Annotated in this window: 23 protein-coding genes; 9 read left to right on the top strand and 14 right to left on the bottom strand. The window is 59.2% G+C overall.

Annotated features, from left to right (window positions below; translation table 11 throughout):
* Positions 1-2 precede the first annotated feature (2 nt).
* The 4 genes from hflD to CQ009_RS21780 form a co-directional block, all read right to left on the bottom strand.
* Entirely contained in the window at positions 3-626 is a 624-nt protein-coding gene (gene hflD / locus CQ009_RS21765) for a high frequency lysogenization protein HflD (protein WP_105708686.1), read from the bottom strand.
* Positions 623-1,747, bottom strand: a complete 1,125-nt coding sequence (gene mnmA, locus CQ009_RS21770) for a tRNA 2-thiouridine(34) synthase MnmA (protein ID WP_064390674.1) — start codon at positions 1,745-1,747, stop codon at positions 623-625. The genes hflD and mnmA overlap by 4 nt, the downstream gene beginning before the upstream one ends.
* Before the next feature lie 59 nt (positions 1,748-1,806).
* Entirely contained in the window at positions 1,807-2,253 is a 447-nt protein-coding gene (locus tag CQ009_RS21775; protein ID WP_105708687.1) for an NUDIX hydrolase, read from the bottom strand.
* A 205-nt stretch (positions 2,254-2,458) separates the two neighbouring features.
* Entirely contained in the window at positions 2,459-4,684 is a 2,226-nt protein-coding gene (locus CQ009_RS21780) for an NADP-dependent isocitrate dehydrogenase (protein WP_064390672.1), read from the bottom strand.
* Between the two features lie 481 nt (positions 4,685-5,165).
* Here CQ009_RS21780 and icd point away from each other — a divergent pair, with 481 nt between their 5' ends.
* Positions 5,166-6,422, top strand: coding sequence for an NADP-dependent isocitrate dehydrogenase (gene icd, locus CQ009_RS21785; protein ID WP_042559856.1), 1,257 nt, complete (start codon positions 5,166-5,168; stop codon positions 6,420-6,422).
* A 79-nt stretch (positions 6,423-6,501) separates the two neighbouring features.
* On the opposite strand, the gene CQ009_RS21790 is transcribed toward icd, so the two are convergent.
* On the bottom strand, positions 6,502-6,783 hold the full coding sequence (locus CQ009_RS21790) for a cold shock domain-containing protein (RefSeq protein ID WP_105708688.1): 282 nt from the start codon (positions 6,781-6,783) through the stop codon (positions 6,502-6,504).
* 225 nt (positions 6,784-7,008) lie between these two features.
* On the opposite strand from CQ009_RS21790, the gene clpS reads away from it, so the two are divergent.
* The gene (gene clpS, locus CQ009_RS21795) at positions 7,009-7,392 is read left to right on the top strand and encodes an ATP-dependent Clp protease adapter ClpS (RefSeq protein ID WP_011334948.1); all 384 of its coding nucleotides are present in this window, start codon (positions 7,009-7,011) and stop codon (positions 7,390-7,392) included.
* A gap of 30 nt (positions 7,393-7,422) precedes the next feature.
* Positions 7,423-9,693: an ATP-dependent Clp protease ATP-binding subunit ClpA gene (gene clpA, locus CQ009_RS21800; RefSeq protein ID WP_016987404.1), complete on the top strand. Its 2,271-nt coding sequence runs from the start codon at positions 7,423-7,425 to the stop codon at positions 9,691-9,693.
* Between the two features lie 966 nt (positions 9,694-10,659).
* Here the strand turns inward: clpA and infA are convergent.
* The 4 genes from infA to trxB all read right to left on the bottom strand — a co-directional run bounded on the left by infA (position 10,660) and on the right by trxB (position 13,459).
* Positions 10,660-10,878, bottom strand: a complete 219-nt coding sequence (gene infA / locus CQ009_RS21805) for a translation initiation factor IF-1 (protein ID WP_002553999.1) — start codon at positions 10,876-10,878, stop codon at positions 10,660-10,662.
* Positions 10,879-10,990: 112 nt separating this feature from the next.
* Positions 10,991-11,698, bottom strand: a complete 708-nt coding sequence (locus CQ009_RS21810) for an arginyltransferase (RefSeq protein ID WP_007908064.1) — start codon at positions 11,696-11,698, stop codon at positions 10,991-10,993.
* A gap of 57 nt (positions 11,699-11,755) precedes the next feature.
* A complete protein-coding gene (gene aat, locus CQ009_RS21815) occupies positions 11,756-12,436 on the bottom strand; it encodes a leucyl/phenylalanyl-tRNA--protein transferase (RefSeq protein WP_064390669.1) in 681 nt (226 codons plus the stop codon).
* Positions 12,437-12,499: 63 nt separating this feature from the next.
* The gene (trxB, locus tag CQ009_RS21820) at positions 12,500-13,459 is read right to left on the bottom strand and encodes a thioredoxin-disulfide reductase (protein WP_105708689.1); all 960 of its coding nucleotides are present in this window, start codon (positions 13,457-13,459) and stop codon (positions 12,500-12,502) included.
* A gap of 297 nt (positions 13,460-13,756) precedes the next feature.
* Here trxB and CQ009_RS21825 point away from each other — a divergent pair, with 297 nt between their 5' ends.
* From CQ009_RS21825 to cysG, 6 genes are all read left to right on the top strand, one after another.
* Positions 13,757-16,165 carry a DNA translocase FtsK gene (locus CQ009_RS21825; protein WP_064390667.1) on the top strand — a complete coding sequence of 803 codons (2,409 nt, stop codon included), beginning with the start codon at positions 13,757-13,759 and terminating at the stop codon, positions 16,163-16,165.
* 66 nt (positions 16,166-16,231) lie between these two features.
* The gene (lolA, locus tag CQ009_RS21830) at positions 16,232-16,852 is read left to right on the top strand and encodes an outer membrane lipoprotein chaperone LolA (RefSeq protein ID WP_008087013.1); all 621 of its coding nucleotides are present in this window, start codon (positions 16,232-16,234) and stop codon (positions 16,850-16,852) included.
* A gap of 141 nt (positions 16,853-16,993) precedes the next feature.
* Positions 16,994-18,316 carry a replication-associated recombination protein A gene (locus CQ009_RS21835; RefSeq protein WP_064390666.1) on the top strand — a complete coding sequence of 441 codons (1,323 nt, stop codon included), beginning with the start codon at positions 16,994-16,996 and terminating at the stop codon, positions 18,314-18,316.
* Positions 18,316-18,690 (top strand): fluoride efflux transporter CrcB, encoded by a 375-nt coding sequence (gene crcB / locus CQ009_RS21840; RefSeq protein ID WP_064390665.1) that lies wholly within the window; start codon positions 18,316-18,318, stop codon positions 18,688-18,690. Before CQ009_RS21835 ends, crcB begins: the two co-directional genes overlap by 1 nt.
* A 15-nt stretch (positions 18,691-18,705) precedes the next feature.
* On the top strand, positions 18,706-19,986 hold the full coding sequence (gene serS / locus CQ009_RS21845) for a serine--tRNA ligase (RefSeq protein WP_007908080.1): 1,281 nt from the start codon (positions 18,706-18,708) through the stop codon (positions 19,984-19,986).
* Positions 19,987-21,381 carry a siroheme synthase CysG gene (gene cysG / locus CQ009_RS21850; RefSeq protein WP_105708690.1) on the top strand — a complete coding sequence of 465 codons (1,395 nt, stop codon included), beginning with the start codon at positions 19,987-19,989 and terminating at the stop codon, positions 21,379-21,381. It abuts the gene before it with no gap.
* A 94-nt stretch (positions 21,382-21,475) separates the two neighbouring features.
* Here the strand turns inward: cysG and CQ009_RS21855 are convergent, their stop codons facing one another.
* The 5 genes from CQ009_RS21855 to tusC form a co-directional block, all read right to left on the bottom strand.
* On the bottom strand, positions 21,476-22,477 hold the full coding sequence (locus CQ009_RS21855) for a glutathione S-transferase family protein (protein WP_105708691.1): 1,002 nt from the start codon (positions 22,475-22,477) through the stop codon (positions 21,476-21,478).
* A 91-nt stretch (positions 22,478-22,568) separates the two neighbouring features.
* Positions 22,569-23,570: a glycosyl transferase family protein gene (locus tag CQ009_RS21860; protein WP_105708692.1), complete on the bottom strand. Its 1,002-nt coding sequence runs from the start codon at positions 23,568-23,570 to the stop codon at positions 22,569-22,571.
* Positions 23,567-23,902 (bottom strand): TusE/DsrC/DsvC family sulfur relay protein, encoded by a 336-nt coding sequence (locus tag CQ009_RS21865; RefSeq protein ID WP_064390660.1) that lies wholly within the window; start codon positions 23,900-23,902, stop codon positions 23,567-23,569. The genes CQ009_RS21860 and CQ009_RS21865 overlap by 4 nt, the downstream gene beginning before the upstream one ends.
* Positions 23,899-24,192 (bottom strand): sulfurtransferase complex subunit TusB, encoded by a 294-nt coding sequence (tusB, locus tag CQ009_RS21870; RefSeq protein WP_064390659.1) that lies wholly within the window; start codon positions 24,190-24,192, stop codon positions 23,899-23,901. The genes CQ009_RS21865 and tusB overlap by 4 nt, the downstream gene beginning before the upstream one ends.
* Entirely contained in the window at positions 24,192-24,548 is a 357-nt protein-coding gene (gene tusC / locus CQ009_RS21875) for a sulfurtransferase complex subunit TusC (protein WP_064390658.1), read from the bottom strand. Before tusC ends, tusB begins: the two co-directional genes overlap by 1 nt.
* Between the last annotated feature and the right edge of the window lies 1 nt (position 24,549).

Consider the following 24,549-nt stretch of genomic DNA (forward strand, 5'->3'; position numbering starts at 1 on the left):
GTTTACTCGTTGCGCATCAACGGATACAGCTCTTTGAGCAGCTTGCGCCGGCTGATCACCAACTGCCAGCGATGACCGCCGAGCTGTCGCCACAGGCGTGCCGAACGAATGCCGGCGAGCAGCAGGGCGCGAATTTTCGAAGCGTTGCTCGGTTGCTGCAGGTTGCGCATGTCGCCGTGCACCTGGATGCGTTGGCGCAGGGTACTCAGGGTGTCCTGATACAGCGCACCGCAAGCCGCGACCACGTTTTCGTGGGCCGGGCCGAAATGCTCGACCTGCGACTGGATCTGCGGCAGACGCTTGCCGATGATGTCGAGCATGTCGTCGCGCTTGGCCAGTTGACGTTCCAGACCGAGCATCGACAGGGCATACCGCAGCGGTTCACGCTGCAACGTACTCGGGTCGCGTTCGAGGGCGCCGATCAGCGCTCGGTAACCTTCACGCAGATTGAGATCGTCGCCGCCGTACACGTCCAGCGTGTCCTTTGGGTCGCGCACCAGCAGACTGCCGAGCATGCAGGTCAGGCCGGCCTCGCTGGTCTGGCCGGTCTTGGCGATCCGGTCGACCAGCACGGCGGCGAGAAACACGCCGCCGAGCGCCGTCAGTTGCTCCTGAGTCGGGCTCATGCCTGGCCGCTCCATGGCTCGGCCACTTCGATCACGCCGCCACCGAGGCAGATTTCACCGTCATAGAACACCACCGATTGGCCCGGCGTCACCGCGCGTTGCGGTTCGTCGAACACGGCGCGGTAGCCGTTGGTGGTTTTTTCCAGGGTGCAGGCCTGGTCACTCTGGCGATAGCGAACCTTGGCGGTCAGGCGCAGCGGCTGGCTCAGGTCGATCGGGTTGACCCAATAGATTTCCGAAGCGAGCAGGGCGCCGGAGAACAGCCACGGATGGTTGTTGCCCTGGCCGACGATCAATTCGTTGGTGTCCAGATCCTTGCGCAGCACGTACCACGGCTCATCGCCGGCGTCTTTCAAGCCGCCGATACCGAGGCCCTGGCGCTGACCGATGGTGTGGTACATCAAACCGTGGTGACGGCCGATGACTTCGCCTTCGGTGGTTTTGATCTCGCCCGGTTGCGCTGGCAGGTATTGCTTGAGGAAATCGCTGAAACGACGCTCGCCGATGAAGCAGATCCCGGTGGAGTCTTTCTTCTTGGCGGTCGCCAGCTCGTATTTCTCGGCAATTGCGCGCACTTCCGGCTTCTCCAGTTCGCCGACCGGGAACAGGGTCTTGGCGATCTGTTCGCCGCCGACGGCGTGCAGGAAGTAGCTCTGATCCTTGTTCGGATCGAGGCCTTTGAGCAGTTCGGTGCGGCCATCGATGTCGCGGCGGCGCACGTAGTGGCCGGTGGCAATCAGGTCGGCGCCGAGCATCATGGCGTAGTCGAGGAACGCCTTGAACTTGATCTCGCGGTTACACAGGATGTCCGGGTTCGGCGTACGACCGGCCTTGTATTCGGCGAGGAAGTGCTCGAACACGTTGTCCCAGTACTCGGCGGCGAAGTTGGCGGTGTGCAGTTTGATACCGATTTTGTCGCAGACAGCCTGAGCATCCGCCAGGTCGTCCATGGCGGTGCAGTATTCCGTTCCGTCGTCTTCTTCCCAGTTCTTCATGAACAGGCCTTCCACCTCGTAACCCTGCTCGATCAGCAGGAGAGCGGAAACGGAAGAGTCCACGCCGCCGGACATGCCGACAATGACGCGCTTCTTGGATGTGTCAGAAGGGGCTGGATCACGCATAGGGATTCAATGAGTGTCTTGAAAAAGGACGCGATTCTATCAGGCTCACGGCCTCAAGGCTAAAGAGAAGGGCGGATCAGTTCGAGGCTGAAGTGATGGCCGGCCAGATAATCGTCGATGCAACGGATGATCAGCTCACTGCGCCAGTTGTCGCGCTGGGCGATTAATTCGTCGCGGGTCAGCCACTTGGCGCCGACGATGCCATCGTCCAATTGGTAATCCGCGTGATGTTTCAAGGCTTTGGCGCTGAAGCACACGCGTTGGTAGGTCACGCCGTTGCTTGGGGCGGTGTACAGATAAATGCCAATGACGCCGGTGGGTTCGACGTCCCAGCCGGTTTCTTCGAGGGTTTCGCGCACGGCGGCTTCGATCAGCGTTTCGTCCGGGTCGAGATGGCCGGCGGGCTGGTTGAGCACATTGCGCCCGGCCTTGTGCTCTTCAACCATCAGGAAGCGACCGTTGTCCTCGACGATGGTGGCGACGGTGATGTGGGGGAGCCATTCCATGCGGTGTCCTCGTTTCTGAATATTGGAACCCGATCCCTGTGGGAGCTGGCTTGCCAGCGATGGCGGCCTATCATTCAGCATTGAAGGTGACTGATCCACCGCTATCGCTGGCAAGCCAGCTCCCACAGGGTTTTGTGGTGATCATAAAGCCCGGAAACACAAACCCCGGCACAGGGCCGGGGTTTGTGATGTTCCCTTTACAACCTTAAACCAGCGCAGCAATCGCTGCGTTGAGGGTTGCGCTCGGGCGCATGGCCTTGCTGATCAGCTCGGCATTGGCGTGGTAGTAACCGCCGATGTCGACTGGCTTGCCCTGAACCGCGTTGAGCTCGGCAACGATGGTTGCTTCGTTCTCGGTCAGGGTTTTTGCCAGCGTCGCGAACTGCGCTTGCAGTGCAGCGTCTTCAGTCTGGGCGGCCAGGGCCTGAGCCCAGTACATCGCCAGGTAGAAGTGGCTGCCGCGGTTGTCGATGTTGCCGACTTTGCGCGATGGCGACTTGTTGTTGTCGAGGAACTGGCCAGTGGCCTGATCCAGAGTCTTCGACAGCACCAGTGCTTTCGGGTTGTTGTAGTTCACGCCCAGATGCTCAAGGGATGCTGCCAGTGCGAGGAACTCGCCCAGCGAATCCCAGCGCAGGAAGTTCTCTTCAACCAGTTGCTGCACGTGCTTCGGAGCCGAACCGCCGGCGCCGGTTTCGAACAGGCCACCGCCGTTCATCAGCGGCACGATCGACAGCATCTTGGCGCTGGTGCCCAGTTCCATGATCGGGAACAGGTCGGTCAGGTAGTCGCGCAGTACGTTGCCGGTCACCGAAATGGTGTCCTTGCCTTCGCGGGTGCGCTGCAGGGTGAACTTCATTGCGTCGACCGGCGCCATGATCTGGATGTCCAGACCGGCCGTGTCGTGATCCTTCAGGTAGGCCTGAACTTTCTCGATCACTACGCCATCGTGAGCGCGCATCGGGTCGAGCCAGAAGATCGCTGGCGTGCTGCTGGCGCGAGCACGGTTGACAGCCAGCTTGACCCAGTCCTGGATCGGCGCGTCTTTGGTCTGGCACATGCGGAAGATGTCGCCGGCTTCAACAGCCTGTTCCATCAGCAGGTTGCCCTTGCTGTCGGTGACGCGAACCACGCCGTCAGCCTTGATCTGGAAGGTCTTGTCGTGCGAGCCGTACTCTTCGGCTTTCTTCGCCATCAGACCAACGTTTGGCACGCTGCCCATGGTGGTCGGGTCGAAAGCGCCATTGGCTTTGCAGTCTTCGATCACGGCCTGGTAGATGGTCGCGTAGCAACGATCCGGGATCACCGCCTTGGTGTCGTGCAGCTGACCGTCGGTGCCCCACATTTTGCCGGAGTCACGGATCATCGCTGGCATCGAGGCGTCGACGATAACGTCGCTCGGCACGTGCAGGTTGGTGATGCCTTTGTCGGAGTTGACCATCGCCAGCGATGGACGAGCAGCGTAGACCGCGGCCATGTCGGCTTCGATCTGCGCTTGCTGCTCGGCCGGCAGGGCCTTGATGCGCGCGTACAGATCGCCGATGCCGTTGTTCAGGTTGAAGCCGATCTCGGCCAGCACTTCAGCGTGCTTGGTCAGGGCATCTTTATAGAACTCGGCAACGATCTGGCCGAACATGATCGGGTCGGAGACCTTCATCATGGTCGCTTTCAGGTGCACCGAGAGCAGCACGCCCTGGGCCTTGGCGCTTTCGATTTCAGCTGCGATGAACGCGCGCAGGGCGTTTTTGCTCATCACGGCGCAGTCGAGGATCTCGCCAGCCTGAACGGTGGTTTTTTCTTTCAGAACGGTTGCGGTGCCGTCTTTGGCGATCAGCTCGATCTTCACGGCGTCAGCGGCGTCGATCAGGGCAGCTTTTTCGCTACCGTAGAAATCGCCGGTGCTCATGTGAGCGACGTGGGACTTGGAGTCTTTGGCCCAGGCGCCCATTTTGTGCGGGTGCTTGCGCGCATAGTTCTTCACCGACAGCGGTGCGCGGCGGTCGGAGTTGCCTTCACGCAGAACCGGGTTCACGGCGCTGCCCTTGACCTTGTCGTAACGCGCCTTGGCGTCTTTGTCGGCGTCGCTGGTTACGGTTTCCGGGTAGTCCGGCAGGTTGTAACCCTGAGCTTGCAGCTCTTTGATCGCGGCTTGCAGCTGTGGCACCGAAGCGCTGATGTTCGGCAGCTTGATGATATTGGCTTCAGGCGTAACGGCCAGGTCGCCCAGTTCAGCGAGGTGGTCGGCTACGGCTTTGTCGCCCAGTTGCTCGGGGAAGCTTGCCAGGATGCGTGCTGCAAGAGAGATATCGCGGGTTTCCACGGCGATATCGGCCGAGGCGGTGTAAGCCTCGATGATCGGCAGCAGGGAATAGGTGGCGAGGGCAGGAGCTTCGTCGGTGAAGGTATAGATGATCTTCGAGCGGGTGGGCATATTCGGATTAACTCTCTCTTCTTTGCTAAAGCGTGCGCAGAAACTCGAGGGGCGCCGGGTAAGCGCGTTCGTTCAAAGTCATCCATGAACCGAATGTCGAGATTCTTCGCGGTGATGTTGGGTGCATCAGTAGAGCGTCAAGCAGTCAGGCTGCGGTAACAACCCGACCAATCAGGCGGAAAGTCTCGTACTAGAGAGGCCAGCCGTCGTGACCCTGTGGTCAGCGGGCGGCATTATACATAGGTAGCTGGCAATCTGCCGATGGTTCATATGCAACGATTCTCGTCCATTGGTCTAAAGGTCGCAGGGCAGGATGGCGACTAAGGTCAATGGGAATGCTTGAGTTTGGCGCTTTTCCCTTTGCTTTCAGGCTTGTACGAAACGACTTGTGCGAATGCCGGGAACTGAGGGTTTGCGTGTTGATTTAACTGGGTTACGCTCGAACCAAGCCAGATGTTCAATCCAAACAATGGAGTTCAGCATGGGTTACAAGAAGATTCAGGTTCCAGCCGTCGGCGACAAAATCTCCGTCAATGCAGACCATTCTCTCAATGTTCCTGATAACCCGATCATCCCCTTCATCGAAGGTGACGGCATTGGTGTCGACATCAGTCCGGTGATGATCAAGGTTGTCGATGCTGCAGTTCAAAAGGCATACGGCGGTAAGCGCAAGATTTCCTGGATGGAAGTCTACGCCGGGGAAAAAGCCACTCAGGTTTACGATCAGGACACCTGGCTGCCTCAGGAAACCCTCGATGCAGTCAAGGACTACGTGGTTTCCATCAAAGGCCCGCTGACCACGCCGGTCGGTGGTGGCATCCGCTCGCTGAACGTGGCCCTGCGTCAGCAACTCGACCTGTACGTCTGCCTGCGCCCGGTGCGCTGGTTCGAAGGCGTGCCGAGCCCGGTGAAAAAGCCAGGTGACGTCGACATGACCATCTTTCGCGAGAACTCCGAAGACATCTATGCCGGCATTGAGTGGAAGGCCGGTTCGCCGGAAGCCACCAAGGTCATCAAGTTCCTTAAAGAAGAAATGGGCGTCACCAAGATCCGTTTCGACGAAAACTGCGGCATCGGCGTCAAGCCGGTTTCGCTGGAAGGCACCAAGCGCCTGGCACGCAAGGCCCTGCAATATGTGGTCGATAACGACCGCGATTCGCTGACCATCGTGCACAAAGGCAACATCATGAAGTTCACCGAAGGTGCCTTCAAAGAGTGGGCCTACGAAGTGGCCGCCGAAGAGTTCGGCGCGACCCTGCTCGACGGCGGCCCGTGGATGCAGTTCAAAAACCCGAAAACCGGCAAGAACGTTGTGGTCAAGGACGCCATCGCCGACGCCATGCTCCAGCAGATCCTGCTGCGCCCGGCGGAATACGATGTCATCGCGACCCTGAACTTGAACGGCGACTACCTTTCCGACGCCCTGGCGGCGGAAGTGGGCGGTATCGGTATTGCGCCGGGCGCCAACCTGTCCGACACCGTGGCGATGTTCGAAGCCACCCACGGTACGGCGCCGAAATACGCCGGCAAGGACCAGGTCAACCCGGGTTCGTTGATTCTTTCGGCAGAAATGATGCTGCGCCACATGGGCTGGACGGAAGCGGCGGATCTGATCATCAAGGGCACCAATGGCGCTATCTCGGCCAAGACCGTGACCTATGACTTCGAGCGTCTGATGGACGGGGCGAAACTGGTTTCGTCTTCGGGCTTCGGTGATGCGCTGATTTCGCATATGTAAGAAACACCGGCAAACGAAAAAACCGCCCGACTCAGATGATTGAGGAGGGCGGTTTTTTATGGCTGAAGGTTCTGAGGCGTCAGCTGGTCACCGTTTGTTTTTCGGTGGTGATCGGGGGCGCTTCTTGTTTGGCTTCGGCCGACGCAATCTTCACCGCATGCAAGCCTTTCGGGCCCTGCACGATGTCGAATTTCACCAGTTGTCCGGCCTTGAGGGTTTTATACCCTTCCATTTCAATGGCCGAGTAATGGGCAAAGAAATCGATGTCTTTGCCATCCTCATCGCGGCCTTCGCGGGCATCGGTATTGATAAAGCCGAATCCCTTGGCATTGTTGAACCATTTCACCTTGCCGACAGCCATGCTCAAATCCCTCTGCAACAGACTCCATCGCTGGAGTATCATCCAGGTCATCCGCAATCTAATCCGTTAAAAGAATTGACTCCGCGGATCTTTTTTACCCACTGTGGGCTCTATTGGTTGTAACACCGTTTTCCCGATAGTCAAGGTGACCGGGCAGTCGGAGTTGAAAACGTGGACAACCGCCCCCACCACTGTATTTGCACAACTGACGAACCTTTCTTTCCCATGCATGCAATCAGCCAGATTCGACTAACATTCAATCAGGATCGCCCGCTTCTCCAAAAGGATCTTCCACAGGAGCACGACGACGATTCGGCAGGCGTTGCTGTTCAGGAAGCAAAGCCTGCGTTACAGGCGCCGCCAATGTACAAGGTGGTTTTGTTCAATGATGACTACACACCGATGGATTTCGTCGTCGAAGTGCTCGAGGTGTTTTTTAACCTGAATCGCGAGCTGGCGACCAAGGTCATGCTGGCCGTCCACACAGAAGGACGGGCAGTATGTGGAGTGTTTACCCGCGACATCGCCGAGACAAAGGCCATGCAGGTCAACCAGTACGCCAGGGAAAGCCAGCATCCGCTACTCTGTGAAATCGAGAAGGACGGTTAATCGCCGACCACTTGGGTATGAGGTGAAGCTATGTTAAACCGCGAGCTCGAAGTCACCCTCAATCTAGCCTTCAAGGAGGCTCGTTCGAAACGTCATGAATTCATGACCGTCGAACACCTTTTGCTGGCCCTATTGGACAATGAGGCTGCCGCCACCGTTTTGCGTGCCTGCGGCGCAAACCTCGACAAACTCAAGCATGACCTGCAGGAGTTCATCGACTCCACCACGCCATTGATCCCCGTTCATGACGAAGATCGCGAAACCCAGCCAACCCTGGGCTTTCAGCGTGTACTGCAACGTGCTGTTTTCCACGTACAGAGCTCGGGCAAACGCGAAGTAACCGGCGCCAACGTGCTGGTTGCCATCTTCAGTGAGCAAGAGAGTCAGGCGGTGTTCCTGCTGAAACAGCAGAGCGTTGCGCGCATCGATGTCGTCAACTACATCGCTCACGGCATTTCCAAAGTGCCGGGGCATGGCGATCACTCTGAAGGTGAACAAGATATGCAGGACGATGAGGGCGGTGAGTCTTCTTCTTCAGGCAATCCTCTGGATGCTTATGCCAGCAACCTCAACGAACTGGCGCGCCAGGGTCGCATTGATCCGCTGGTCGGCCGTGAATCGGAAGTCGAGCGTGTCGCGCAGATTCTCGCGCGCCGACGCAAAAACAATCCGCTGCTGGTCGGTGAAGCGGGCGTGGGTAAAACCGCGATTGCCGAAGGCCTGGCCAAGCGCATTGTCGACAACCAGGTGCCTGATCTGCTGGCCAACAGCGTTGTCTACTCGCTCGATCTTGGCGCCCTGCTCGCGGGGACCAAGTATCGCGGTGATTTCGAGAAGCGCTTCAAGGCGCTGCTCAATGAACTGAAAAAACGTCCGCAGGCGATCCTGTTCATCGACGAGATCCACACCATTATTGGTGCCGGCGCTGCGTCGGGCGGGGTCATGGACGCTTCGAATCTGCTCAAGCCACTGCTGTCGTCTGGCGACATTCGCTGCATCGGCTCGACCACGTTCCAGGAATTTCGCGGCATCTTCGAGAAGGACCGTGCCTTGGCGCGTCGCTTCCAGAAAGTCGATGTCGTCGAGCCATCGGTGGAAGACACCATCGGTATCCTGCGCGGCCTGAAAGGGCGTTTCGAGCAGCACCACAACATCGAATACAGCGATGAGTCGTTGCGCGCCGCTGCTGAACTGGCGTCGCGTTACATCAATGACCGGCACATGCCGGACAAGGCCATCGACGTGATCGACGAGGCGGGCGCCTATCAGCGTCTGCAACCGGTCGAAAAACGTGTGAAGCGCATTGAAGTGCCACAGGTCGAAGACATCGTCGCGAAAATCGCGCGGATCCCGCCTAAACACGTCACCAGTTCCGACAAGGAACTGCTGCGTAACCTGGAACGTGACCTGAAGCTGACGGTGTTTGGTCAGGACGCGGCGATCGATTCGCTGTCGACTGCGATCAAGCTGTCCCGTGCCGGCTTGAAGTCGCCGGACAAGCCAGTCGGTTCGTTCCTGTTCGCAGGGCCGACCGGTGTCGGTAAAACCGAGGCCGCGCGGCAATTGGCCAAGGCGTTGGGGATCGAACTGGTTCGCTTCGACATGTCCGAGTACATGGAGCGTCACACTGTATCGCGTCTGATCGGTGCACCTCCAGGCTATGTCGGTTTCGATCAGGGTGGTCTTTTGACCGAAGCGATCACCAAGCAACCGCATTGCGTATTGCTGCTCGATGAAATCGAGAAGGCGCATCCGGAAGTCTTCAACCTGCTGTTGCAGGTGATGGATCACGGTACGCTGACCGACAACAACGGACGCAAGGCGGACTTCCGCAACGTGATCGTGATCATGACCACCAACGCCGGTGCCGAAACGGCGGCGCGTGCTTCGATCGGTTTCACCCATCAGGACCACTCGTCTGACGCGATGGAAGTGATCAAGAAGAGCTTCACGCCGGAATTCCGTAACCGTCTGGACACCATTATCCAGTTTGGTCGCCTCAGTCATGAGGTCATCAAAAGTGTGGTGGACAAGTTCCTTACCGAGCTTCAGGCGCAGCTGGAAGACAAGCGTGTGCTGCTTGAGGTCACTGATGCCGCGCGTAGTTGGCTGGCGGCGGGTGGTTATGACTCGGCGATGGGTGCGCGTCCGATGGCACGTCTGATCCAGGACAAGATCAAGCGTCCGTTGGCGGAGGAGATTCTGTTTGGCGAGCTGGCCGAGCATGGCGGTGTGGTTCACATCGACATCAAGGATGGTGAGTTGACGTTTGACTTCGAGACTACGGCTGAGATGGCCTGACGGTTTGATGTTGATTGGGAAGGCGCCTTCGGGCGCCTTTTTGTTATTTGTCGTTTGGGTTTTTGGGTGAATATCCGTTGCTGCGGTGATGGCTTGTTACGGTTTCGCCCTTACGGCGACTCACTTTTTTTCAAACGCCAAAAAAAGTAAGCAAAAAACGCTTGCTCCTACGTGCGGCCCGCTCGCTGGGGCTCGGGGTCCCTTCGCTGCGGGATCGATCCGGGCGCAGCGCCTACGGTTTGCTGCGCTGCACCTCCTCTCGCTGTGTTTGGCTTCGCCAAACGGTCGCTGCGCTCCCACGCCCGGATCAATCCCTCCACTCAGCCTTCCGACGTCGCCTTACAGATCAAGAGCTGCAGCCGAGCTAACGCTCATCCTGTTGAGTGGTGAAGAGCATGCGGTCGGCTTTTGTTCGGTGTTGGATGCACCCCTCACCCCAGCCCTCTCCCCGAGGAGAGGGAGCTGATTTGTGGGCCTTTCAAAATCTGAGTTCAACTCGGTATTTCACGTCGGCGTAACTCTGCCAAACACCTCGGTCAGTCCCCTCTCCCTACGGGCGGTCCGACGTTTCGGGAGGGCTAGGGTGAGGGGCTCTTGATCTAGCTCTTGATCTTGCTTTGGTTTTTGATCTTTTGCCCCATCGGCAGGCCGAGCGAAGGTGTTCATCCGGGGTTAGGCGCGCAGCGCCGTGCGGCGTAGCCGCATACATCGAGAGGAGGTGCAGCGAAGCAAACCGTAGGCGATGCCCCCGGATGGACACCGTAGCGAGGGAACACTGAGCCTCAGCGAAGTGCCGTACGCCAGGGGCAAAGCCTTTTGGTTCCTTTTTGGCGTTTGAAAAAGGGGCTCGCTGTAAGAGCGAAACCGCCAGCGGCAGCACCCGAGAAAACGGATATGCCCCCAAAACCCCAAAACGCAGACAAACAAAAACGCCCGGCATAAACCGGGCGTTCTGTATTGACTTGATTAACGAGCGCGGTAAGTGATGCGCCCTTTGCTCAAGTCATAGGGCGTCAGCTCGACGCGCACTTTGTCACCGGTAAGAATACGAATGTAGTTCTTGCGCATCTTGCCGGAAATATGCGCGGTTACGACGTGCCCATTTTCCAACTCCACACGAAACATGGTGTTGGGCAGGGTGTCGACGACAGTGCCTTCCATTTCGAAGCTGTCTTCTTTCGACATGCAGTAAAGCCCTCGGTATCCAATGAATGGCCCGGTGCAACTGCGCCAGGCAAAAGCGGCGTGCATTGTGCCCGAAAAATGGGGTTTACGCCAAGGGGTTTACGGCTTGGGTTTAGTTGAGGATGACCCAGCGCTGATTAATCAGCAATTCGATGGGTCGATATTGCGTCTTGTAGTTCATCTTTTTGCAGTTCTTGATCCAGTAACCAAGGTACACCGCCTCAAGCCCGAGGCGCTGTGCCTCGGCGATTTGCCAGAGGATGGCAAATCGGCCAAGGCTGCGGCGCTCTTCGGCGGGTTCGTAGAAGGTGTACACCGCTGACAAACCGTTCGGCAGCAAATCGGTCACCGCCACGGCCAGTAACCGTCCGTCGAGTCGGAATTCGTAAAAGCGCGAGAAGGGCAGGTCACGGACCAGAAAAGTCGAGAATTGATCACGGCTTGGCGGGTACATATCGCCGTCAGCGTGGCGTTGTTCGATGTAGCGCTGGTACAGATCGAAGTATTCTTCGCTGAACTGCGGTTTGGCCGGGCGCACCTGCAAATCCGTGTTGCGTTTGAAAATCCGCTTCTGCTGACGATTGGGTGTGAACTGCGCCACCGGAATGCGCGCAGGCACGCACGCATTGCAGTTCTGGCAATGCGGGCGGTACAGATGATCGCCGCTGCGACGAAAGCCCATTTCCGACAGGTCTGCGTAGACATGCACATCCATGGGCTGGCTCGGATCGAGAAACAGGGTCGTGGCCTGCTCCTCGGGCAGATAACTGCAAGAGTGAGGCTGAGTGGCATAGAACTTCAACCGCGCCAACTCGGTCATGATCAACCCTCGGGATAAGCTGGTGAATTAAGTGTAAGCCACGCGCGCAAAAGTCGCTCAGCAAACCCAGGTGGCACGATTGGGTTGATCCAGGTGCCGGGCCAGATAATCAGCGAATTCGTCGCGGGGAATGGCCCGGGCGCCGAGACTGTGCAGATGATCGGTTGGCATCTGGCAGTCGATCAGCACGAACTCCGAATCTTTCAGATGGCGCACCAGCGTGGCAAAACCATATTTCGAAGCGTTGTCGGCACGGCTGAACATCGATTCGCCGAAGAACAATTGGCCCATGGCCAAGCCATAGAGGCCGCCGACCAACTCGCCCTCATCCCAAACCTCCACCGAATGGGCGAAGCCGCGCCGATGCAGTTCAATGTAGGCATCCTGCATCGCTTCGGTGATCCAGGTGCCATCGGCGTAATCCCGGGGCGCAGCACAGGCGCGTATCACCGCGTCGAAGTCCTGATCGAAGGTCACTTGATAGCGCGCTTTGCGCAGCAATTTACCGAGACTGCGCGAGACATGCAGTTCGTCGGGAAACAGCACAGTGCGTGGATCCGGTGACCACCAGAGAATCGGCTGGCCCTCGGAAAACCACGGAAAACAGCCATGCCGATAAGCCTGAATCAGTCGGTCGGCCGACAGATCGCCACCGGCGGCGAGCAGTCCGTTGGGGTCGCGCATGGCCTTTTCCAATGGCGGAAAAGTCAGGGAATTACGTTGTAACCAAGTCAGCATGGCATCCAGGCTTGCAGAAGGGGAGGGCGGTGCGAGCCGTTTGGCCCGCGATAAAGTGTGCCGTTAAATGACAGGAATGTCGTCCAGATACTTCTCGGCATCGAGCGCGGCCATGCAGCCGGCGCCCGCTGAGGTGACAGCCTGACGGTAAACATGGTCGGCGACATCGCCAGCGGCGAACACCCCCGGGATCTCGGTAGAGGTGGCGTCGCCGTCGCTGCCGCCCTTGATCAGCAAGTAGCCGTCGCGCATCGGCAACTGCCCTTGAAACAGGTCGGTGTTGGGTTTGTGACCGATAGCGATGAACACCCCGGCCAATGGCAGCTCGCAGGTGTCGCCAGTGTGGCTGTCGCGCAGGCGGGCGCCGGTCACGCCACTGGCTTCGCCGAGCACTTCGTCGAGATTCTGGTTCCAGTGAAGGCGCACGTTGCCGTTGGCGGCTTTCTCGAACAGTTTGTCCTGAAGGATTTTCTCCGAGCGCAGCTTGTCGCGACGATGAATCAGGTGCACCTCTTTGGCGATGTTCGATAAATACAGCGCTTCCTCGACAGCCGTGTTGCCGCCGCCGACCACTGCGACCACCTGATTACGGTAGAAAAAGCCGTCACAGGTCGCGCAGGCAGAGACGCCCTTGCCGGCAAAAGCCTCTTCCGATGGCAGTCCGAGGTATTGCGCCGAAGCGCCGGTGGCAATGATCAGTGCGTCGCAGGTGTAAGTGCCGCTGTCGCCGACAAGCTCAAACGGGCGCTGCTGCAACTTGGCGGTGTGGATGTGGTCGTAAACGATCTCTGTGGCAAAGCGTTCGGCGTGCTTTTGCATGCGCTCCATCAGCACCGGGCCGGTGAGGCCTTCGACGTCGCCAGGCCAGTTGTCGACCTCGACGGTGGTGGTGAGTTGGCCACCGGCCTGCAGGCCGGTGATCACCACGGGTTTGAGGTTGGCACGGGCGGCATATACGGCAGCGCTGTAACCGGCCGGGCCGGAGCCGAGGATGATCAGGCGTGAATGCTTCGCTGCGTTCATCAAATACACCTCATAAGCCTTTGTCACAAAAGGTAATGCATGCTCAAATTGAATCGCGGGTTCTGTGTGCTTGACTATGCTCAATGCTGGGGTTTGAAGCATGGCATCGGACGCACAAACCCGTACAATGACGGGCTGTTACAGAATGTTCGCGGTGCGCTGTGTTTATAAAAGCGCCAGCACAGTGTTAAAAGTAGTCTCAGTTGCGCTCGTTCACTTTTTTACCTGCCTGGATTGGGCAGTTTTTTATCGTCATTCAATAGATGGACGCGCCTCGGGCGCAGGAAAAGAAGCGTTTTGAAGAAATCCACCGAAGCAGCAAAAACAGTCGTTCCGCTCTGGCGCCAACAGTTGCACTACCGGCTCAAGGAAGGTGCATTGATCGCCATTGGTGCCTTGTGCCTGTTCCTGATGATGGCCTTGCTGACCTACGGCAAGGACGATCCGGGCTGGAGCCACAACAGCAAGATCGACGACGTGCAGAATTTCGGCGGCCCGGCGGGCTCCTACAGCGCCGACATCCTGTTCATGGTGCTGGGTTACTTTGCGTACATCTTCCCGTTGCTGCTGGCGATCAAGGCCTACCAGATCTTCCGCCAGCGCCACGAACCGTGGCAGTGGAGCGGCTGGCTGTTCTCCTGGCGCCTGATCGGTCTGGTGTTTCTGGTGCTGTCCGGCGCGGCGCTGGCGCATCTGCATTTTCACGCTGCGTCGGGTCTGCCGGCAGGTGCTGGCGGGGCGCTGGGCGAAAGCCTCGGTAATCTGGCGAAGAACGCGCTGAACATTCAGGGCAGCACGCTGCTGTTCATTGCCTTGTTCCTGTTTGGCCTGACGGTGTTCACCGACCTGTCCTGGTTCAAGGTGATGGACATTACCGGCAAGATCACTCTCGATCTGTTCGAACTGTTCCAGGGCGCGCTCAATCGCTGGTGGTCGGCGCGTACCGAACGCAAGCAACTGGTCGCGCAACTGCGTGAAGTCGACGATCGTGTGCATGACGTGGTCGCGCCCACGGTCACCGACAAACGTGAGCAGGCCAAAGTCAAAGAACGCCTGATCGAACGTGAGCAAGCCTTGAGCAAGCACATGTCTGATCGCGAGAAACAAGTTCCGCCGGTCATTGCGCCAGCTCCGGTCAAAGCGCCCGAGCCAAGCAAACGCGTACAGAAAGAGAAGCAGGTGCCGCTGTTCGTCGACAGTGCCGTAGAAGGCACCTTGCCGCCGATCTCGATTCTTGATCCTGCGGAAAAGAAACAACTCAATTACTCACCGGAATCCCTGGCGGCAGTCGGCCATTTGCTGGAGATCAAGCTCAAGGAGTTCGGTGTCGAGGTCACGGTGGATTCGATCCACCCGGGCCCGGTGATTACCCGTTACGAAATCCAGCCTGCCGCCGGCGTGAAAGTCAGCCGCATCGCCAACCTCGCCAAAGACCTCGCGCGTTCGCTGGCCGTGACCAGTGTGCGGGTGGTTGAGGTGATTCCGGGCAAGACCACCGTCGGTATCGAGATTCCCAACGAAGACCGGCAGATCGTGCGTTTCTCCGAGGTGCTGTCGACGCCTGAGTACGACAACTTCAAATCGCCGGTCACTCTGGCGCTGGGGCACGACATCGGTGGCAAGCCGGTCATCACCGACCTGGCGAAGATGCCGCACTTGCTGGTGGCCGGTACGACCGGTTCCGGTAAGTCGGTGGGCGTGAACGCGATGATCCTGTCGATCCTGTTCAAGTCTGGCCCGGAAGACGCCAAGCTGATCATGATCGACCCGAAGATGCTGGAGCTGTCGATCTACGAAGGCATTCCGCACCTGCTGTGCCCGGTCGTGACCGACATGAAGGACGCTGCCAACGCCTTGCGCTGGAGCGTTGCCGAGATGGAGCGCCGCTACAAGCTGATGGCGAAGATGGGCGTGCGAAATCTCTCTGGCTTCAACGCCAAGGTCAAGGAGGCCCAGGACGCCGGCGAACCGTTGAGCGATCCGCTGTACAAGCGCGAAAGCATCCACGACGAAGCGCCGCTGTTGCAGAAACTGCCGACCATCGTCGTGGTGGTCGACGAATTCGCCGACATGATGATGATCGTCGGCAAGAAGGTTGAAGAACTGATCGCCCGTATTGCCCAGAAAGCGCGTGCGGCCGGTATTCACTTGATCCTTGCAACTCAGCGGCCGTCGGTGGACGTGATCACCGGTCTGATCAAGGCCAACATTCCGACGCGGATGGCGTTCCAGGTGTCGAGCAAGATCGACTCGCGAACCATCATCGACCAAGGCGGCGCCGAACAACTGCTCGGCCACGGTGACATGCTCTACATGCCACCGGGCACCAGCCTGCCGATCCGCGTTCACGGTGCGTTCGTTTCCGACGATGAAGTCCACCGCGTGGTGGAAGCGTGGAAGCTGCGCGGCGCGCCAGAATACAACGATGACATCCTCAACGGTGTCGAAGAAGCCGGCAGCGGTTTTGAAGGCAGCAGCGGTGGCGGCGATGGCGATGATCCGGAAGCCGACGCGCTGTACGACGAAGCCGTACAGTTCGTCCTGGAAAGCCGTCGTGCCTCTATTTCCGCTGTACAGCGCAAGCTGAAGATCGGCTACAACCGTGCCGCACGGATGATCGAGGCCATGGAAATGGCCGGCGTCGTCACCTCGATGAACACCAACGGTTCCCGTGAAGTCCTGGCCCCGGGCCCGGTTCGCGACTGATTGCAAAAGCAAGAGGCGGGACAATGATGTTCCGCCGCTCTCCCACGAGTATTCAAGAGGACTCCCATGCGTCTTATCCGCATGCTGTTGCCAGTACTGGCGTTGACCACGCTCACGGCCCACGCCGATGACAAGGACGTGGCGCGCCTGACCCAATTGCTGGAAACATCCAAGACCCTGAGCGCGAATTTTTCGCAGCTGACCCTCGACGGCAGCGGCACGCAGCTGCAGGAAACCACTGGCGACATGACCCTGCAGCGTCCGGGCCTGTTCTACTGGCACACCAATGCGCCGGCCGAGCAGACCATGGTTTCCGACGGCAAGAAAGTCACTCTGTGGGACCCGGATCTGGAACAGGCGACCATCAAGAAACTCGACGAGCGTCTGACCCAGACCCCGGCACTGCTGTTGTCCGGCGATGTTTCGAAGATCAGCCAGAGCTTCGACATCAGCGCGAAAGAGGCGGGCGGCGTGATCGACTTCACCCTCAAGCCGAAGACCAAGGACACCCTGTTCGACAACCTGCGTCTGTCGTTCCGTAACGGTCTGCTTAACGATATGCAACTGATCGACAGCGTCGGCCAGCGCACCAACATCCTGTTTACCGGGGTCAAGGCCAACGAGCCAGTACCGGCATCGAAGTTCAAGTTCGACATCCCCAAGGGTGCCGACGTGATCCAGGAATAAACCCAAAACCCTTTGTAGGAGTGAGCCTGCTCGCGATTCGATTTGTCAGTCACATCTTCATCGTCTGACCCACCGCTATCGCGAGCAGGCTCACTCCTACAGGGTCAATGATCGGCAAAATAGAGGTTTCAACGCTACGTGATGGATCTGTTTCGCAGTGCACCGATTGCCCAGCCACTGGCCGCGCGTTTGCGTGCGACCAATCTGGATGAGTACGTCGGTCAGGAGCACGTGCTCGCTCGCGGCAAGCCTCTGCGTGAGGCGCTGGAGCAGGGTGCCCTGCATTCGATGATCTTCTGGGGCCCGCCGGGCGTGGGTAAAACCACTTTGGCGCGGTTGCTCGCGGAAGTCTCCGATGCGCACTTCGAAACGGTCTCGGCAGTGCTCGCCGGGGTCAAGGAGATCCGTCAGGCCGTTGAAATCGCCAAGCAGCAGGCCGGCCAGTACGGCAAGCGCACGATTTTGTTCGTCGATGAAGTGCACCGTTTCAACAAGTCGCAGCAGGATGCTTTTCTGCCGTACGTTGAGGACGGCACGCTGATCTTCATCGGCGCCACCACCGAAAACCCTTCGTTCGAACTCAACAACGCCTTGTTGTCGCGCGCCCGCGTCTACGTGCTGAAAAGCCTCGACGAAGCGGCGCTGCGCAAACTGGTACAGCGCGCGCTCACCGAAGAGCGCGGCCTGGGCAAGCGCAATTTGACGTTGAACGACGAAGGCTTCCAGATGCTGCTGTCCGCCGCCGATGGCGATGGCCGGCGCCTGCTCAATCTGCTGGAAAACGCTTCCGATCTGGCCGAAGACAACAGCGAGATCGGCACGGAGTTGTTGCAAAGCCTGCTCGGCGATACGCGTCGACGCTTCGACAAGGGCGGTGAAGCTTTTTACGACCAGATCTCGGCGCTGCACAAATCGGTGCGCGGTTCCAACCCCGACGGCGCGTTGTACTGGTTCGCGCGAATGATCGACGGCGGTTGCGATCCGCTGTACCTGGCCCGGCGCGTGGTGCGCATGGCCAGCGAAGACATCGGCAACGCCGACCCGCGCGCCCTCAGCCTGTGCCTCGCGGCGTGGGAGGTGCAGGAACGCCTCGGCAGCCCGGAAGGCGAGTTGGCCGTGGCCCAGGCCATCACTTATCTGGCCTGCGCGCCGAAAAGCAACGCGGTGTACATGGGCTTCAAAACTGCCCTGCGTGCCGCCGCTGAAAACGGCTCGCTTGAGGTGCCACTGCACTTGCGCAACGCACCGACCAAACTGATGAAACAATTGGGCTACGGTGACGAATACCGCTACGCCCACGATGAACCGGACGCTTACGCCGCCGGCGAAGACTATTTCCCGGAAGAACTCGAGCCGATTCCGTTCTACCAACCGGTGCCGCGCGGCCTGGAATTGAAGATCGGCGAGAAGCTCAACCACCTCGCCCAACTCGACCGTTTAAGCCCTCGGCAGCGGAGAAAATAGTGCTTCCATTGATTGTTGCGGTCTCCGTCGGCGGTGTCGCCGGCACCTTGTTGCGCTTCGCCACCGGCAATTGGGTCAACGCCAATTGGCCGCGGCACTTCTATACCGCGACGCTGGCCGTTAATATCGTGGGCTGTCTGTTGATTGGCGTGTTGTACGGCCTGTTTTTGATACGCCCGGAAGTGCCGATCGAGGTGCGCGCCGGGTTGATGGTTGGCTTCCTCGGGGGGCTGACGACTTTTTCATCCTTTTCACTGGATACGGTGCGCCTGCTGGAAAGCGGGCAAGTGCCGCTGGCCCTGGGCTATGCGGCACTCAGCGTATTCGGCGGGCTGCTCGCGACGTGGGCTGGCCTGTCTTTGACCAAACTTTGATAACGAGAAACCGACATGCTCGATTCCAAACTGTTACGTAGCAACCTTCAGGACGTAGCGGACCGCCTGGCTTCCCGTGGCTTTGCCCTGGATACCGCGCGCATCGAAGCGCTGGAAGAACAGCGCAAGACCGTCCAGACCCGCACCGAAGCACTGCAGGCTGAGCGTAACGCGCGTTCCAAATCCATCGGTCAGGCCAAGCAGCGCGGTGAAGACATCGCGCCGTTGATGGCGGACGTCGAGCGCATGGCGGGCGAACTGAGTGCCGGTAAAGTCGAACTGGACGCGATCCAGACCGAACTGGACTCGATCCTGCTCGGTATCCCCAACCTGCCACACGAATCCGTGCCGGTCGGCAAAGACGAAGACGACAACGTCGAAGTGCGCCGCTGGGGCACGCCGACTGCATTCGATTTCGAAGTGAAAGACCACGTGGCGCTGGGCGAGAAGTTCGGCTGGCTGGACTTTGAAACCGCCGCCAAACTGTCCGGCGCGCGTTTCGCCCTGTTGCGTGGCCCGATCGCGCGTCTGCATCGCGCACTGGCACAATTCATGATCAACCTGCACGTCAATGAGCACGGCTACGAAGAGGCGTACACGCCTTATCTGGTTCAGGCCCCGGCGCTGCAAGGCACCGGTCAACTGCCGAAGTTCGAAGAAGACCTGTTCAAGATCGCCCGCGAAGGCGAAGCCGATCTGTACTTGATCCCGACCGCCGAAGTGTCGCTGACCAACATCGTCGCCGGTGAAATCGTCGATTCGAAACTGCTGCCGATCAAGTTCGTCGCCCACACCCCGTGCTTCCGCAGTGAAGCCGGCGCATCGGGTCGCGACACCCGCGGCATGATCCGTCAGCACCAGTTCGACAAAGTCGAGATGGTCCAGATCGTTGAGCCTTCGACCTCGATGGAAGCGCTGGAAGGCCTGACCGCCAACGCCGAAAAGGTCCTGCAACTGCTCGGTCTGCCTTACCGCACCCTGGCACTGTGCACCGGTGACATGGGCTTCAGCGCGGTCAAGACTTACGACCTCGAAGTGTGGATCCCGAGCCAGGACAAGTACCGCGAAATTTCCTCGTGCTCGAACTGCGGCGACTTCCAGGCCCGCCGCATGCAGGCGCGTTTCCGTAACCCGGAAACCGGCAAGCCTGAGCTGGTGCACACCTTGAACGGTTCTGGTCTGGCCGTAGGCCGTACTCTGGTGGCCGTGCTGGAAAACTACCAGCAGGCCGACGGTTCGATTCGCGTGCCAGACGTACTGAAGCCGTACATGGGTGGCCTTGAGGTCATCGGCTAAATGAAATATCTGCCGCTGTTTCACAACCTGCGCGGCAGTCGTGTGTTGGTTGTCGGTGGGGGGGAAATTGCCTTGCGCAAATCCCGCCTGCTGGCCGATGCCGGTGCGCTGCTGCGGGTGGTCGCACCTGAAATCGAAGCGCAACTGCGTGAACTGGTTACTGCCTCCGGCGGTGAATGCCTGTTGCGCGGTTACGTCGAGGCGGATCTGGACGGTTGCGGGCTGATTATCGCCGCCACCGACGATGAGACGCTGAACGCCAAAGTCTCCACCGATGCGCACAAGCGCTGCGTGCCGGTCAACGTGGTCGATGCGCCGGCCTTGTGCAGCGTCATCTTCCCGGCGATCGTCGATCGCTCGCCGCTGATCATTGCCGTGTCCAGTGGCGGCGATGCGCCGGTGCTGGCGCGGCTGATCCGAGCCAAGATCGAAACCTGGATTCCATCGACTTACGGTCAGTTGGCCGGACTCGCCGCGCGTTTTCGCAATCAGGTGAAAAGCCTGTTTCCGGATGTGCAGCAGCGTCGTGGATTCTGGGAAGACGTGTTTCAGGGCCCGATTGCCGACCGCCAACTGGCCGGGCAGGGCGCTGAAGCCGAGCGTTTGCTGCAAGCCAAGATCGATGGTGAAGCCATGGTCACCACCGGCGAGGTGTATCTGGTCGGGGCAGGGCCGGGCGATCCGGATCTGCTGACCTTCAAGGCTCTGCGCCTGATGCAGCAAGCCGACGTGGTGCTTTACGACCGCTTGGTCGCGCCGGCGATTCTTGAGCTGTGCCGTCGTGATGCCGAGCGAGTCTACGTCGGCAAGCGTCGCGCCGATCACGCCGTGCCGCAGGATCAGATCAACCAGCAGCTGGTCGACCTGGCCAAGGCCGGCAAACGTGTGGTGCGGTTGAAGGGCGGTGATCCGTTCATCTTCGGCCGTGGTGGCGAAGAGATCGAAGAACTGGCAGCCCACGGCATTCCGTTCCAGGTCGTGCCGGGTATTACAGCGGCCAGCGGTTGCGCGGCGTATGCCGGGATACCGCTGACCCATCGTGATTACGCGCAGTCGGTGCGCTTTGTCACCGGGCATTTGAAGGACGGTTCCACCGATCTGCCTTGGTCCGACCTCGTCGCGCCGGCGCAGACGTTGGTGTTCTACATGGGCCTGGTGGGTTTGCCAGTGATCTGCGAACAACTGATCAAGCATGGTCGTTCGGCGGATACCCCGGCGGCGTTGATCCAGCAGGGGACCACGGTCAATCAGCGGGTTTTTACCGGCACGCTGGCTGATCTGCCGCGACTGGTGGCGGAGCATGAAGTGCATGCGCCGACATTGGTGATCGTGGGAGAAGTGGTGCAACTGCGCGAGAAGCTGGCGTGGTTCGAAGGGGCTCAGGCGCAGGTCTGAGTCAGATCAAAAGATCGCAGCCTTCGGCAGCTCCTACATGAGAATGCGTTCCCTGTAGGAGCTGCCGAAGGCTGCGATCTTTTGCTTTTTGCTATTAACCCTTCAACCAAACCCCTTTCCCAGCCAGCCGCGCCCGATCATGCGCCAAGGTGAAATCCTGCTCCGGCCCCTTCGGCACAACCCCCGTCGGGTTGATGGTCTTGTGGCTGCCGTAGTAGTGGTTCTTGATGTGCTGGAAATCCACTGTCTCGGCAATCCCCGGCAGCTGATACATCTCACGCAGCCAGTTCGACAGATTCGGGTAATCGGCAATCCGCCGCAGGTTGCACTTGAAGTGCCCGTGGTACACCGCGTCAAAACGAATCATCGTGGTAAACAGGCGGATGTCCGCTTCTGTCAGGTACTCACCCGACAAGTAGCGATTGGCACCCAGCACCTGCTCCAGATGATCCAGCTCGGCAAACACCTCATCGAACGCTTCTTCATAAGCCTCTTGCGACGTAGCGAAACCAGCGCGGTACACGCCGTTGTTCACCGCCGGATAGATCCGCTCGTTCAACGCATCGATTTCACCGCGCAACGGCGCCGGGTAGAAGTCCAGATCGTTGCCAGTCAAGCCATCGAACGCGCTGTTGAACATGCGGATGATCTCGGCTGACTCATTGCTGACAATACGCTTGAGTTTCTTGTCCCACAGCACTGGCACGGTAACGCGGCCGGTGTAATCGGCAGTGTCGGCGGTATAGCGCTGATGCATGAATTCAAAACCATCGAGCTTGTCGCCGGTCGAGCCGAGTGCTTCGTCGAAGGTCCAGCCGTTTTCCAGCATCAGCCAACTGACCACCGACACGTCGATCAGACTTTCCAGACCTTTGAGCTTGCGCAGGATCAGCGTGCGATGCGCCCACGGGCAGGCGAGGGAAACGTAGAGGTGATAGCGCCCGGCTTCGGCGGCAAAGCCACCTTCACCGCTCGGGCCGGGTTGACCGTCTGCGGTCACCCAGTTGCGGCGCTTGGCCTGTTCGCGCTGGAACGCGCCGTCCTTGCTGCTTTCGTACCACTTGTCCTGCCAGTGGCCATCGACGAGTAAACCCATGATCAAGACTCCGTAAACCAATAATCGTTGGAGTCGAGTCTATTCCGATGAGTTCGAACAAAAAGCGCAAAGATCGGGCGCGAATGATCGGTTAAATCGATTTGTCCCGCGCAGCCCAGTATTGCTCGGCAGTTTCGAAGGCTTGCTCACGCGGCTGGCCAAGGCCACGCAGGGCCAGCGCCATCGTCGAGATCAGCGCCATTTGCGGGTAGCTGTCAACTACTTCACCGCGCCACACGGCTTTCAGATGTTCGACGTCCAAAGTTGCCGGTTTGACATGGCGTTGTGCCGACATCTGTGGCCATTCCTCATCCCAGCTCTCGCCGCCCGTGGTGCCGTAGAGATGGCTGTCAGCGTCCGGGTTGATCTCGATTTCGCCGCCGTCACCCTTGACCACAATCGCCGTGTCGCCCAGCAGCCCGCTGGCATCGCGATGCACTGCCTGATAGCCAGGATGGAAAATACTTTGCAGCCCGCACCGTGCGCCCAGTGGATTGAGAATCCGCGCCAGCGAATGAATCGGTGAGCGCAGGCCCAAGGTGTTGCGCAGGTCGATCATGTTCTGCAGTTGTGGCGCCCAGTCCACCAGCGGCATAAACGCCAGACCACCATTATCCAGCGCCGCGCCGACTTGTTGCCAGGTGCGGCACAACGGGATGTTCAGCTCGCCGAGTAGTTGCTCGCTGTACAGACGCCCGGCGGTGTGCGCGCCGCCGCCATGCATGAAAATGCGCACGCCGTTCTGCGCCAGACACTTGGCGGCCAGCAGGTACCACGGCAGATGGCGCTTCTTGCCGGCATAGGTTGGCCAGTCCAGGTCGACATTCAATGCAGGCGCCTGCAAACGCGCGCGGAGCGCTTCGGTGAACCCAGCCATTTCCTCGGCGCTTTCTTCCTTGTGCCGCAGCAACATGAGAAAGGCGCCGAGCTGGGTGTCTTCGACCTTGTCGTCGAGGACCATGCCCATGGCTTCGCGAGCTTCCTCGCGGGTCAAATCGCGGGCGCCGCGCTTACCCTTGCCGAGGATGCGCACGAATTGAGCGAATGGGTGTTCGGCAGGCGTTTCGAGGGTCAGCGCGGGAAAGTCGGTCATAAGCAATTCGTCGGTTTGGGCAGGCCCGCCAGTTTCGCGGCGAGTTTGGCAGGGGTGCCTTTGAACAGTCGGTTCAGGTGCAGGCTGTTGCCTTTGTCCGGGCCGAGCTTCAGTGCTGTGTACTTGATCAGCGGTCGCGTGGCCGGGGACAGCTCGAATTCTGCATAAAAGCTGCGCAGCAGTTCGAGGACTTCCCAGTGCTCAGGGGTCAACTCGATCTCTTCAGCGGCGGCGAGGGCGCTGGCGACATCAGCCGACCAGTCACTCAGGTCGACGAGAAAGCCGTCCTTGTCCAGTTCGATGGCGCGGGCGCCGACGGTCATCGAATTCATAGCCAGCTGTTGACCTTGTCGTGGTGGATCGACAGTTCGACGAAGGCAGGATAATCGATCACTTCGGCCCATTCCGGAACTTCGATGGCGCGAGCCTGAGCATCTTCGGCAAGGACGAATAATTTGATTTGGCGGGTTTGCAATGCGCTGAACGGCGCGGTGCCCGGTTGCAGCGCATAAACCGCATCGCCGGACAGTAATAAGGCATCAGCGCTGCCGACCAGGCGCAAGCAACTGCTCAGGCGATCGTCGCCGAACGGGGAATGAGACAACACGTGCAAAGTCGACATCAGAGGGTGATCACCTGGTCGTAACGGTCAATAAGGGCGGTGATGTGCTCGGCGGCCAGTGGCTGCGCTTCGTCCAGCGACAACTTGTCGAGGCCTCGGGCGCTGGCGCTGTCGGCGCAGTAGAACAACTCTTCTACACCAAACATCGGCAGCGCTTGAAGGTTGGCGCTGAGGTCTTTCTGTTGCAAAGCCTTGGCGTTTTGCCCGGCAGCCAGTTGCAACACACCGTCATCGAGAAACAGCAGGCCGATCGGCAGATCGAAGGCGCCACCGGCGAGGACGATGTCCAGCGCTTCGCGGGCAGCGGGGCCGGACCATGGCGATTGGCGACTGATGAGCAGCAGGGATTTGGCCATG

The sequence above is a fragment of the Pseudomonas sp. MYb2 genome (assembly GCF_002979955.1).
In the GTDB taxonomy this organism is placed as follows: domain Bacteria; phylum Pseudomonadota; class Gammaproteobacteria; order Pseudomonadales; family Pseudomonadaceae; genus Aquipseudomonas.